The 12156-nt window shown below is 38.2% G+C and carries 11 protein-coding genes; 6 read left to right on the top strand and 5 right to left on the bottom strand.

Annotated elements, in window-relative coordinates:
* Positions 1-7: 7 nt before the first annotated feature.
* Positions 8-2140 carry a TonB-dependent receptor family protein gene (locus NE363_RS03195; protein ID WP_445535808.1) on the bottom strand — a complete coding sequence of 711 codons (2133 nt, stop codon included), beginning with the start codon at positions 2138-2140 and terminating at the stop codon, positions 8-10.
* A gap of 133 nt (positions 2141-2273) precedes the next feature.
* Positions 2274-2840, bottom strand: a complete 567-nt coding sequence (locus NE363_RS03190) for a DNA-3-methyladenine glycosylase (protein ID WP_151684150.1) — start codon at positions 2838-2840, stop codon at positions 2274-2276.
* 75 nt (positions 2841-2915) lie between these two features.
* Here NE363_RS03190 and mutM point away from each other — a divergent pair, with 75 nt between their 5' ends.
* Both mutM and NE363_RS03180 read left to right on the top strand, forming a co-directional pair.
* Positions 2916-3740, top strand: a complete 825-nt coding sequence (mutM, locus tag NE363_RS03185; RefSeq protein ID WP_151684148.1) for a bifunctional DNA-formamidopyrimidine glycosylase/DNA-(apurinic or apyrimidinic site) lyase — start codon at positions 2916-2918, stop codon at positions 3738-3740.
* Between the two features lie 19 nt (positions 3741-3759).
* A complete protein-coding gene (locus NE363_RS03180; RefSeq protein WP_262457667.1) occupies positions 3760-4050 on the top strand; it encodes a peptidylprolyl isomerase in 291 nt (96 codons plus the stop codon).
* A gap of 10 nt (positions 4051-4060) precedes the next feature.
* On the opposite strand, the gene NE363_RS03175 is transcribed toward NE363_RS03180, so the two are convergent.
* Positions 4061-4414 carry a gamma-glutamylcyclotransferase family protein gene (locus tag NE363_RS03175; protein ID WP_348888701.1) on the bottom strand — a complete coding sequence of 118 codons (354 nt, stop codon included), beginning with the start codon at positions 4412-4414 and terminating at the stop codon, positions 4061-4063.
* 227 nt (positions 4415-4641) lie between these two features.
* On the opposite strand from NE363_RS03175, the gene NE363_RS03170 reads away from it, so the two are divergent.
* A complete protein-coding gene (locus tag NE363_RS03170; RefSeq protein WP_004705745.1) occupies positions 4642-5343 on the top strand; it encodes a hypothetical protein in 702 nt (233 codons plus the stop codon).
* A gap of 51 nt (positions 5344-5394) precedes the next feature.
* On the opposite strand, the gene mscL is transcribed toward NE363_RS03170, so the two are convergent.
* Together mscL and typA are read right to left on the bottom strand one after the other, a co-directional pair.
* Entirely contained in the window at positions 5395-5826 is a 432-nt protein-coding gene (mscL, locus tag NE363_RS03165) for a large conductance mechanosensitive channel protein MscL (RefSeq protein ID WP_004705743.1), read from the bottom strand.
* Between the two features lie 257 nt (positions 5827-6083).
* Entirely contained in the window at positions 6084-7919 is a 1836-nt protein-coding gene (typA, locus tag NE363_RS03160) for a translational GTPase TypA (RefSeq protein WP_004705742.1), read from the bottom strand.
* A 178-nt stretch (positions 7920-8097) separates the two neighbouring features.
* Between typA and NE363_RS03155 the strand changes: the two genes are divergently transcribed.
* From NE363_RS03155 to NE363_RS03145, 3 genes are all read left to right on the top strand, one after another.
* A complete protein-coding gene (locus tag NE363_RS03155) occupies positions 8098-9456 on the top strand; it encodes a uracil-xanthine permease family protein (RefSeq protein WP_077168723.1) in 1359 nt (452 codons plus the stop codon).
* A 65-nt stretch (positions 9457-9521) separates the two neighbouring features.
* Positions 9522-10535, top strand: coding sequence for a methyltransferase (locus NE363_RS03150; protein ID WP_445535807.1), 1014 nt, complete (start codon positions 9522-9524; stop codon positions 10533-10535).
* Positions 10536-10556: 21 nt separating this feature from the next.
* Positions 10557-12017, top strand: coding sequence for an amino acid permease (locus NE363_RS03145; protein ID WP_019457532.1), 1461 nt, complete (start codon positions 10557-10559; stop codon positions 12015-12017).
* The last annotated feature ends 139 nt before the right edge of the window (positions 12018-12156 follow it).

Below are 12156 nucleotides of genomic sequence, written 5' to 3'. Positions count from 1 at the left end.
TAAATTCCTAGAATTGTTTAATTACACGTAAACCTGCGCTCCAGTTACGCCCATCAGCAGGTTCAAAGTAACGGTCATTACCGTCATTCACAATCACTGAACCTGCATAATTTTTATCAAACAAGTTATCTACACGAGCAAAGCTTTTGACTTTCCAGTCGCCAAGATCCCATGCATAACCAATATTTGCTGAAGTTACACTGTAGCTCGGCGCTGCGTCACTGTTGGTATCATTCACGTATACTTTGTCCATATACTGTACATCTACACCACCATATAGGCCGTGGCTCGGTTGCCAAGCTAAAGAGACAAAAGCCTGATTTTTAGCAATACCCGGAATCGCATTACCTGATGGAATTTGAGCAATATTTCCCAAAGCTGGAATATCAGCATCAAAAGTTGCATCTAAATAGGCATAGCTTGCAGTTGCTGTTAAATCTCTCCACAACTTTTTGTTCCATGCGAACTCTACTCCTTCACGCAAAGTTTTATCTGCGTTACGGAAGGTTGAACGTCCGTTTGAGCTTCCTGCTGAAACAATGTCATTTTTGGTTTTAGTTTGAAAAACTGCCAAAGTAAAATCACCTAATTGGTTTTGTGATTTTAAACCGGCTTCATAGGTATCACTGGTCGATGGTTTTAAGTCAAAATTAAAACCTGGCTTTGTCGTATCAGTTTGATATGCCATTTCAGTAAAGGTTGGTGTTTCAAAACCTTTGGCATAACTTACATATGCCATGAGCTCAGGTAGAATTTGCCAGCTTAAAGCAGCAGAAGGTAAAACTTTATCGTAATCAGTCTTACCACTATCATCGCCATTACTTAAATAGTTATCTTTAGATTTGTAATGCACATTGCTGTAGCGAATACCTGTGTCTAAACGCCATGTTGGTAAGAACTGCCATGAAGCTTGTAAATATGGATCGATATTCCACAAAGTATTATCTTCATCACGACGTAATTTACCTTTAACACCGTAAGAAGGTTGGCCGTTTACCAAGTTAAAATTTTCATACCCTTTACGATCTTCATCCATCGCATCAAGTGCAACACCGAGGCTTACAGTGGTATTTGGAAGTAACTCTTTACCTGTCCAACGGAAATCAGCACCATAATAATTACGTTCGAAATCAATCACGCCACCGGCATGATTAATACTGGCATCTTGTGTCGATTTAGGTATAGATTGATATTGAGTGACTTGTCGATTACCTAAATATGCCATGGCATAGAGTTCATTTTTATCATTAATTGGCTTAGACCAAGTCACCCCTGTTTGGGTTTGCTCAATGTCTTTACGGACATTAAATTGCTTTAAAAAAGGCACTTGTTGCTTTGGGTTCGCTTTCCACTGGTCATGCGTTAAGCCTTGCGGATCGTCTGCATTAATTTTGACATAGTTAGTCACCCAGTTGATTTTACTACCATCATCAAGATTCCAACTGAGCTTGGCGTTATTTAAGATTTTATCTGCACCGCTATGTTCTCGGTAACCATCAGTGTCGAAGTATGATGAACTAATAACATAACTTGGTTCATTCGCACCCTTTGCTCCACCTTGTAGCACTAATCCCGCTCGGCTTTTATCGTGACTACCACCCGAATAGCTCAGCTCAATTGAGTCTTTCCCTTGCCCTTCTTTAGTAGACGTTAAAATTGTCCCACCCGATGAGTTTCCATAAAGTGAAGAAAAAGGTCCCGTTAGAACTTCAACATGGTCTAGACTACTTAAATCAATATTAGAGGTTTGGCCTTGCCCATCTGGCATTGTTGCGGGAATACCATCCAAATATAGACGAATACCTCGGACACCAAAAGTAGAACGTGCGCCAAAACCACGCATAGATAGCTGCAAATCTTGCGCATAATTTTCACGATTATGAATCTGTAAGCTCGGTATACCTTTCACAACTTCAGTTAAATTCACTTGTGAAGAGCTATCAGCTTGAGGTGCATCTATTCGAAAAACTGAAGCAGGTGTTTGTAAGTAAGTGGTATCGGTACGCGTTGCTTCCACATGTAAAGTAGGCAATTTGGCAACGTCTGAATTTAGGTCTTCTGCCCAAACAAGTGAGCTAGAAATACAGCCCATACTCATCAAAATACAGTAATGAAGTCGGTCTAAGCGTAATAAGGACATGCTTATTTCCTTTATTTATATTGTAGTTATCATAACAAAAAGTGGTGTCTTATCTGGATATTGAATTCGACCCACATAGTTGTAAATCTGGAACACTCGTTTTACGATTTAAAAATTGATTTCTAAATTTGGATTAACGACTTAACGAAGGATGATCTTTCCAGCAATACCGTTCAGACCAGTCTTTTGCCTCTTCAGCATAGTCAATTCCAATACGTGGCGTTAAAACAACTTTTGGTTGTGTAGTGGCTGCTTCAATCCATAGTCCAGATTCTTTACCTAAAGTCTGACCTTTTAAACTACGGTCAATACCCAAATAACGCGTCAGTTTGCCCGGTCCAGCTAAAAGCTTATATTCTTTTTTGGTTGAAGCATTACTTAAAAATACAGACCGAATCATTACTCCCTCAGGCACACCTTCTGTTTGAGTAATAATATTAAGCATTTCATACATGCCATAAATTAGGTAGATGTAAATCGTACCACCATGGCCATACATTACCTCAGTTCGAGCTGTTCGTTTATCATTGTAACTATGGCAAGCTTTATCTCGAACGCCCAAATAAGCTTCTGTTTCACTAATTGTGCAACGAATGACTTGACCATCGGGCTGCCTCTTACACAATACGCAGCCGATCAAATCATAAGCTACTTCTGAAGTTTCTCGTTGAAACCAGCTTAATGGTAAAATATCTGACATAGTATTCTCTGAAATATTACATACCACACGTTATACTTGATTAATCCAGTATATCTGTTAATTCTGCGAGTTGGCATGCCTGAGTTACCCGAAGTAGAAACTACCAAAACCAGTTTATTTCCCTTATTGAATCAAAAAGTTCAAAGTGTAGAAGTCCGCAACTCTAGCTTACGCTGGCCTATACCAGACGACATTCAAAAACTTGTTGGGCAACGTATCATTGGGTTAAATCGACGTTCAAAATATATTCTGGCAGAGTTTGAACAAGATCAAATGCTTTGGCATTTGGGAATGTCAGGAAGCTTTCGTCTGACCGAGCCAAATGACGAACTAAGAAAACATGACCACCTGATTATTCAATTTGAAGATCAGCAATTACGTTACCATGACCCTCGTCGTTTCGGTTGCATCCTTTGGCTTAACCCTGAAACTCAAGGCAAACTCATAGATACTTTGGGACCAGAACCTTTAAGTACTGATTTTCATGCAGAATATTTAGCTTCTAAGCTCAAGAATAAATCTGTCGGCATAAAAATTGCACTCATGGATAATCATGTAGTGGTTGGTGTAGGCAATATCTATGCAACAGAAAGCTTATTTAATGTAGGCATTCACCCAGCTCAGCCTGCTGGCGATTTGACTATGCAACAAATTGAAAAACTCGTTGTCGAGATTAAACGAATTTTGAAATCGGCAATTGATTTAGGTGGCTCAACTTTACGCGATTACAGTAATGCAATGGGTGAAAATGGTTATTTCCAGCAAACACTTCTTGCTTATGGTCGTGCTGGAGAAATGTGTGTTAACTGTGAAACCACATTAGAAAACTTAAAACTCGGGCAGCGTGCCAGTGTATTTTGCCCACAGTGCCAACCACTTAAAAAGCTGAGAAAGCCTTAATTTTTTGGAGGAAGACAACATGCAAACAGCAATTGTCCGACATATTTTAGTCAAAGATAAAGACTTAGCTGAACAGCTAAAAAAGAAGCTACAAAGTGGTGCAGACTTTGCCAAACTTGCCAAGCAATATTCCACTTGCAATTCAGCTAAACGTGGCGGTGAACTTGGCGAAGTTAAAAAGGGTCAATTAGTACCTATTATCGACAAAGTTGTCTTTACAGCTGCTGAACGCGTGTTGCAAGGTCCTATTAAAAGCCAGTTTGGCTATCATCTTTTAGAAGTTAAATTCCGAATGGGCAGCTTACGCTGATTCCATTAATTTAATTATGGTTTTCAGAAGCTTGAGCCTGCGCATTCATTTGATATGTCCAGGCTTTAATATATTCACCCGACTCTAGTTTTACATCTGCGATGACACGCTGGTATTGAAAACCTTCAAAATCATCCAGCATCTGCCAGTTTTCAGCAAGTTTTTCTGTGCTAAACACATAACCATCTATCCAATCGGCTTGCGAATCTAACTCAAGTGCTTTTAAACCCTTGTCTGGACCCCAATCTAAAATATGAATCACGCCTCTTACACTGGCTTTTATCCAGTGACCATCGATTTGTTCTAAAATATGAGCATTAGCTTGATTCGGACATAAAGTGCCATATACAAATAGCTGATTCATAATAACTTACCTTTACTAATATAAGTTTAATATTAATATCCTTTAAAAATTAGTCTTCTAAGATAACTTAAATGCAAAAAGACTATTAAGAATACTCTCATTTTGGTATTCTTTAAGCATAAAATAAATTGTATTTTACAAGCTAATAAAATGAATTATAAGTAGTTTTAGTTTAATGAATTTATTTTTAACTTTAATAAATATTTTACTTATCTAAGGAATTTTAAATGGGGATGTACACATATGTATCTTTACGAGTTTGGGTGCATGAAGAAAAACGCCCAGCTAATCGTGATGAAACACGTAAGATCATTCAAGCGTTATATGATGATGCACAATCAAATTCACATCATGAAGCTGAATATGCCTTTAATTTAGATGGTAACTCTGAAAATGAAGTAAAATGGTATAGCCTTGAAAAAGATATGCTTAATTTTAGCCAGAAATATCCTGAATACAGTTTTATTGTACAAGAGGAAGGAACTGGAGAGTTTGAAGGTAGTTATAATTTTAATACTTACTTCCAAGGTAATAGTTACCAATACGATCAATATTTTTATTTATTAGATTTCATTGATTTTGACTATTATGTCGAAGATTTATTTAACAAAAATTTTACTCTCTTTAATAATATTAAAGAAATTAAAGAAAATTTAATTATTAAACAAAATGATAAAACCCTTAAAATTTATATCCCTACAGTAACTGAACAACAGTCTGATCGAGTACACAGAATTTTAGAGTTTCAGGCTCAAAAAGATTTTTCAAAACTTGGCATAAATGTTTCTAAATATCATAACGATGAGCCTTCTAATTCTATTCTAATTGAATATTACTTACAGAATTGTACGGATAATCAAACTACTCAAGATATTATTTCTAATTGCTATGAAATTACTGAAAGATTCTTAATTGGAGAAGTTCGATAAAATAACTATAAAAAACGGTACGCTAGGTACCGTTTTTTATTTGAAATCTGCTTAAGCTTTCTTTTTCAACTCATCACGAATTTCGCGCAGTAATTGCACGTCTTCAGGCGTTGCAGCTGGAGCTTCTGGCTCATTCTTATCACGGCGAAGTCTATTTAATAATTTCACCATTAAGAATACAACCCAAGCCAAAATAAGGAAGTTAATTAAAATGGTCAGGAAGTTACCATAAGTTAATACATTGACACCTGCCTTTTGTAAGGCATCTAAAGATTGTAAATTGTTAGGGTTTGCACCTAACACAATGAATTTTTGTGTAAAATCAACGCCACCACCAGTAATTACACTGATAATTGGCATGATAATATCTTTCACCAAAGAGTCCACGATTTTGCCAAAAGCACCACCAATAATCACACCAATGGCTAAATCCATCATATTGCCTTTAATGGCAAATTCTTTAAATTCTTGAATAATACTCATCTAAACATCTCCAGATGTCGGGGGCAGAAACACGTCATATTTTTCTTTTTCATTGGCATCTTATCGAATTAGATAGTACTCGCCATGATATTGATAATTTAATATTTTTATCAAAAAAAAGAAAACTATCTCACACTTTAACAACATATTCGTTTAGAAGAAAAATATGAATTTAAGGTTAATTTAATTTCAAATATAACAATTAAAAAAACCGCTAAATTAATTTAGCGGTTTTTTTCTTTTTCAATTAAGAAAAATTATTTATCACGGTTACGTTTACGTTCGTTTTCAGTCAAGTAACGTTTACGGATACGGATTGATTTAGGTGTTACTTCTACTAACTCGTCATCTTCAATGAATTCAAGCGCTTGTTCAAGCGTATATTCAATTGCAGGTACTAAAGTTAAAGCATCATCTGTACCAGATGCACGAACGTTAGTTAATTGTTTCGCTTTAGTTGGGTTTACAACCATATCGTCTGAACGAGAGTTAATACCCACGATCATACCTTCGTAAACTTCCAACTGTGGCTTAGCAAATAAACGACCACGGTCTTGTAAGCTGAACAATGCATAGCCCAAGCAAGTACCTTGAACCATAGAAATCAATACACCGTTTTGACGCTTCGCAACAGTACCTTGTTTAACAGGACCATAATGCGAGAAGCTTGAAGTCATGATCCCTGTACCAGAAGTCATGGTCAAGAATTCAGAACGGAAACCGATTAGACCACGTGAAGGCACAGTCGCTTCAATACGGATACGGCCTTTACCGTCAACTTCCATATTAGTCATTTCGCCTTTACGATGACCCATTTGTTCCATTACAGCACCTTGATGCTGTTCTTCAACGTCAAACGTTACGTTTTCGTAAGGCTCTTGTCTTTCACCATCAATTTCTTTGATGATTACTTGTGGACGTGATACGCCCATTTCGAAGCCTTCACGACGCATGTTTTCAATTAAAACTGAAAGGTGAAGTTCACCACGACCAGAAACTTTGAAGCGGTCTGGACTGTCAGTGTCTTCAACACGTAAAGCTACGTTATGGATTAATTCGCGATCAAGACGTTCACGGATATTACGTGAAGTTACGAATTTACCTTCTTTACCAGCAAACGGAGAGTTGTTTACTTGGAAAGTCATAGATACCGTAGGTTCATCTACAGATAAAGCTGGTAATGCTTCAACATTTTTCGGATCACAGATTGTGTCAGAAATATTAAGTGCATCAATACCAGTAATACATACGATGTCACCAGCAGATGCTGAATCTACATCAATACGTTCTAAACCGTGGTAACCCATGATTTTTAAAATACGACCGTTACGTGTATTGCCATCTTTGTCAATTACAGTAACAGGAGTGTTTAATTTTACTGAACCACGTTGAATACGACCAACACCGATAACGCCTACGAAGCTGTTATAGTCAAGTGATGAAATCTGCATTTGGAATGGACCATCAACGTCAACTGCTGGTGGCTCAACGATGTCTACAATCGTTTCGAACAACGGAGTCATGTCTTCTGCAAGTTCTTCAGGAGCTGGACCCGCTACACCACGTAAACCTGATGCATAAACGATTGGGAAATCTAATTGCTCATCAGTTGCACCAAGGTTATCAAACAAATCAAATACTTGATCGATTACCCAGTCTGGACGTGCACTTGGTTTATCAACTTTGTTGATAATAACGATTGGCTTCAAACCACGAGCAAAGGCTTTTTGCGTTACAAAACGAGTTTGTGGCATTGGGCCTTCTTGAGAGTCAACAAGAAGTAATACGCAGTCAACCATCGACATAACACGTTCTACTTCACCACCGAAGTCGGCGTGTCCCGGGGTGTCCACGATGTTGATACGGTAAGTTGTATCAGTACGTTTATCCAACCAAGTAATAGAAGTGTTTTTCGCTAAGATGGTAATACCACGTTCACTTTCAAGCGCATTCGAGTCCATGACACGCTCAATCTCGCCTGCTCGGTCACCGAGAGCACCTGATTGCTGAAGTAGTTTATCGACAAGTGTGGTTTTCCCGTGGTCGACGTGCGCAATAATTGCGATATTACGGAGATTTTTGATATCTGACATGAAAATTAGAAACGCCTGAAATTTGAGGGCAAATTATACAGAAAAACACTACTCTTGAGTAGTGACAGTTTATTGACATTGACAAAAAAATTTCCCAATAGCCTGTATTTCGTTTTGTAAAGATAGGTATCTCGATTAGAATAGCGCCAATTTGCGAAATTGTGGCGTATTTACTCCCATGTCCAATCAACCATCACCAGACCATCTTGACCTTGTTTATGGACTAGATGACCGACCAAAACCCTTCGTGGCTTTTCTAGCTGCTTTTCAACATTTGCTTGCAATTATTGTCCCAATTATTACACCTGGGCTTCTTATTTGTTTAGCTTTGGGTGTTTCACGTACCGAAACCAACATGATTTTATCCATGTCTTTGGTCATTTCAGGAATTGCAACTTTCTTACAATGCAAAAAAGTTGGTCCTTTCGGTGCAGGTCTACTCATTGTTCAGGGTACTAGTTTTAACTTTATTGGCCCAATTATTGGTATTGGGAGTGCAATGGTTGCCGCAGGTACACCAGTAAATCAGGTTATGGCTGCTATTTTTGGTGTGGTGATTGCTGGTTCATTTATTGAAATGGGTGTGTCACAAATCTTGCCATGGGTAAAAAGACTTATTACTCCGCTTGTGACAGGTATTGTTGTACTGCTGATTGGTTTAACGCTTATTAAAGAAGGCCTCATTAGTATGGGTGGTGGTTACCAAGCCATGCAAGACCATACTTTTGCAAGTTCTGATAACCTTATAATGTCTTGTACAGTTCTAGCTATTATTATTGTTTTAAATCGCATTCGCGTAGTGTGGATTAAAAGCTCGGCTATTTTGATTGCTTTAGTTATTGGCTACATTCTTGCTGGTTTCATGGGTTATTTAGATTTCTCTGGTCTAAAAGACGCTCCTGTTATTCAAATTCCGACACCTATGCACTTTGGCTTAAGCTTCTCATGGGGCTTATTTATTCCAATGGCATTCATTTATCTGGTGACTTCATTAGAAGCAATTGGTGATGTCACAGCAACCAGTAAACTTTCAAACCAACCTGTAGATGGTCCTCAGTGGATGCAACGCATTAAAGGTGGCGTGTTAGTGAATGGCGCAAACTCTTTACTTGCAGGATTATTTAACACCTTCCCTAGTTCTGTTTTCGCTCAAAATAATGGTGTAATTCAACTCACTGGAGTGGCAAGTCGTTACGTAGGGATCTGGATTGCTGCTTTACTCATTCTATTAGGTCTATTCCCTGCTGTAGCAGGTGTAATACAAGCCGTACCACAGGCGGTATTAGGCGGAGCAGTTATGGTAATGTTTGGTGCGGTTGCTGCCTCAGGCATTAACATTCTTTCATCTATTCATTTAGACCGTCGTGCCCTTTTAATTATCGCGATTTCACTTGCACTAGGTTTAGGTGTTGCTCAAGTTCCACAAATTTTGGAACACTTACCAGAGTTATTTAAAAATATTTTTAGTTCTGGTGTAGCAACAGGCGGTATTGCGGCATTAATTTTAAATGTTGTGCTGCCTGAAACACATAAATAACCCTTTTTTAATTTTTTGATTACTGCCCAGTTTCCACTGGGCATTCTTCTTCATGAGAGATGTACATGGATCCTAGAAGTGAAGTGATATTAAGACAACAAGACTATTTAAAAGGTAGACTCTTGTTGATTAATGCACCCAATGATGCCTTAGTCAGTCAATTACCATCTGGGGTTGATGCATCAGTCTGGACGTGGAATTATGCGGACTATCAAGGCTTTGTTAATGCAGGCACGACAGCACATTTCTCGGTTGAGTTTCCATCACAAGAATTTGATCAGGCTATAATTTTTGTTCCAAAATCAAAAGAGCTTTTAAACTATATATTGCATGTGGTGATGAGCCATCTAAAAACTGGCCAATCAGTTTTTTTAGTAGGTGAAAAAAAAGGTGGTGTTGAAAGAGCTGCTAAACAACTACAAAGTTTTGGCAAAATTCTTAAACTTGATAGCGCTCGACATTGTCAGTTATGGCATTTAAAAATTGAGAAAACTGAAAAGCTCAAACCTCTTGAAAGCTGGTTAAAAACCTATACTGTTCAAGCAAATGGACATGAACTTACCATTTGTGCTCTACCGGGGGTTTTCAGTCAAAATCATCTAGATGTGGGAACTGCTGTTTTACTCCCTTATCTTAATCAGATGAAATCAGGTAGAATTGCCGACTTCGGGTGTGGTGCGGGAATTATCAGTTGTTATTTGGCAAAAATAAATTCAAGTAATATTATTCATGCCTTAGATATTGATGCTTTCGCTTTACGGTCAACGGAAATGACTTTTAGTCGAAATGGAATAGGTTCAGACCAGTTGAGATTGCAACCTGTTATAGGAATTGCAGACGCCCCAACAGAACTTGATGCCATTGTCAGTAATCCTCCCTTTCATCAAGGTATTCATACCAACTATGATGCAAGTGAAGGACTCTGCCAGAACGCTAAAAAACATTTAAAGGCATCGGGTGAGCTATGGATTGTAGCAAACCGTTTTTTAAACTATCCGATCTTAATTGAGAAGCACTTTGGTCAGTGTGAGATTAAAACTGATCTTCAAGGCTTTAAGGTGTTATATGCCTGTGCATAACAAACTATGTAAGGAATCTCCATGAGCGAAACACATGCTCCTGAAAAACTCCAGCGAAAGCTTGGAGCTCGTCATCTGAATATGATCGCCATTGGTGGTTCCATTGGTACAGGTCTCTTCCTTGCTTCTGGATCAACCATTGCAAACGCAGGCCCTGGTGGGGCTCTACTCGCTTACTCTCTTATTGGTATTATGATTTACTTCTTAATGACCAGTTTAGGTGAGCTTGCGACTCATACCCCAACATCTGGTGCATTTTTTACCTATGGCAGTCGCTATGTTGAAGATGGCTTTGGTTTCGCTCTAGGCTGGAATTATTGGTACAACTGGGCAATTACGGTTGCATTTGAACTTGTTGCTGTACAGTTTATTATGAAATTCTGGTTTCCAGATATTCCCGGTTTTTACTGGAGTGCCCTTTTCCTCGTTATCATTTTCATGATTAACGCAATGAGTGTAAAAGGATTTGGCGAAAGCGAATTCTGGTTCTCAATGGTTAAGGTTATCGCTATTGTTGCCTTCATTATCATTGGTATTGCCATGATTATTAAAGTGATGTTGACACCTGGAGTGGCGACATTCGGCAACTGGACCTACAAAGATGCACCTTTTGTAGGTGGTTTACAGGCCATGATTGGGGTTGCCATGATTGCAGGATTCTCATTTCAAGGAACTGAAATGGTGGGTGTTGCTGCGGGCGAATCGAAAGATCCAAAGAAAACAATTCCACTGGCAATTAAACAGATTTTCTGGCGAATTTTATTATTCTATGTGTTGTGTATTTTCATTATCGGCACACTCATTGCCTATGATGATCCAAACCTATTGCAAGCCGCGACAACAGAAAATGTTGCCCTTTCTCCTTTTACCTTGCTTTATGAAAAGGTAGGCTTTGCTTTCGCTGCGAGCTTAATGAATGCAGTTATTTTGACTGCTATTTTGTCGGCAGGTAACTCAGGTATGTATTCTTCTACCCGTATGTTATTTGATATGGCTCAGCAAGGTCGTGCACCGAAATGGTTTGCCAAACTCGACAATCGTGGTGTTCCAATGAATGCCTTATATGCAACTACATTTATTGCTGCATTCTGCTTCTTAACGACTTTTATTGGGGAAAAACAAGTCTTTAACTGGCTACTCAATATGTCAGGGATGTGTGGCTTTATTGTCTGGTTAGGTATTGCAATTTCACATTATCGTTTCCGTAAAGGTTATATTGCTCAAGGGTATAAACTTGAAGATTTAGCTTACCGCGCTAAGTTTTTCCCATTTGCACCTTGGTTTGCCTTTATTCTCTGTTCTATCATTATTCTTGGACAAAACTATCAAGCTGTTTTGGGCGGAAAAATTGACTGGATGGGCTTACTTTCCACCTATATCAGCATACCGTTATTCTTAGTAATTTGGCTCGGATATAAATGGAAAAATAAAACTAAGTTAATCCCTTACGACCAAATGGATGTAAAGCCAGAGCAAGATTAATAGTAAGTTTAAAGAGTCAATTAAAACTATCTAAACGTCAAAAACTTGATCTTTAGTTAAAAACAGGTAAAATGCCGTTCAGATTTTCAACGGCACTTTTTAAAAAAGGAGGACATCATGCCAACACTACAAGGTAAAA

The organism is Acinetobacter sp. G18 (assembly GCF_052660225.1).
The sequence above is the reverse complement of the archived record's forward strand: the minus strand, read 5'-3'. Positions and strand labels throughout refer to the sequence as shown.

Coding starts and splice junctions, on each gene's coding strand:
- NE363_RS03195 (WP_445535808.1), bottom strand. CDS start 2,140: ATGTCCTTATTACGCTTAGACCGACTTCATTACTGTATTTTGATGAGT.
- NE363_RS03190 (WP_151684150.1), bottom strand. CDS start 2,840: ATGTCAGATATTTTACCATTAAGCTGGTTTCAACGAGAAACTTCAGAA.
- mutM (WP_151684148.1), top strand. CDS start 2,916: ATGCCTGAGTTACCCGAAGTAGAAACTACCAAAACCAGTTTATTTCCC.
- NE363_RS03180 (WP_262457667.1), top strand. CDS start 3,760: ATGCAAACAGCAATTGTCCGACATATTTTAGTCAAAGATAAAGACTTA.
- NE363_RS03175 (WP_348888701.1), bottom strand. CDS start 4,414: ATGAATCAGCTATTTGTATATGGCACTTTATGTCCGAATCAAGCTAAT.
- NE363_RS03170 (WP_004705745.1), top strand. CDS start 4,642: ATGGGGATGTACACATATGTATCTTTACGAGTTTGGGTGCATGAAGAA.
- mscL (WP_004705743.1), bottom strand. CDS start 5,826: ATGAGTATTATTCAAGAATTTAAAGAATTTGCCATTAAAGGCAATATG.
- typA (WP_004705742.1), bottom strand. CDS start 7,919: ATGTCAGATATCAAAAATCTCCGTAATATCGCAATTATTGCGCACGTC.
- NE363_RS03155 (WP_077168723.1), top strand. CDS start 8,098: ATGTCCAATCAACCATCACCAGACCATCTTGACCTTGTTTATGGACTA.
- NE363_RS03150 (WP_445535807.1), top strand. CDS start 9,522: ATGGATCCTAGAAGTGAAGTGATATTAAGACAACAAGACTATTTAAAA.
- NE363_RS03145 (WP_019457532.1), top strand. CDS start 10,557: ATGAGCGAAACACATGCTCCTGAAAAACTCCAGCGAAAGCTTGGAGCT.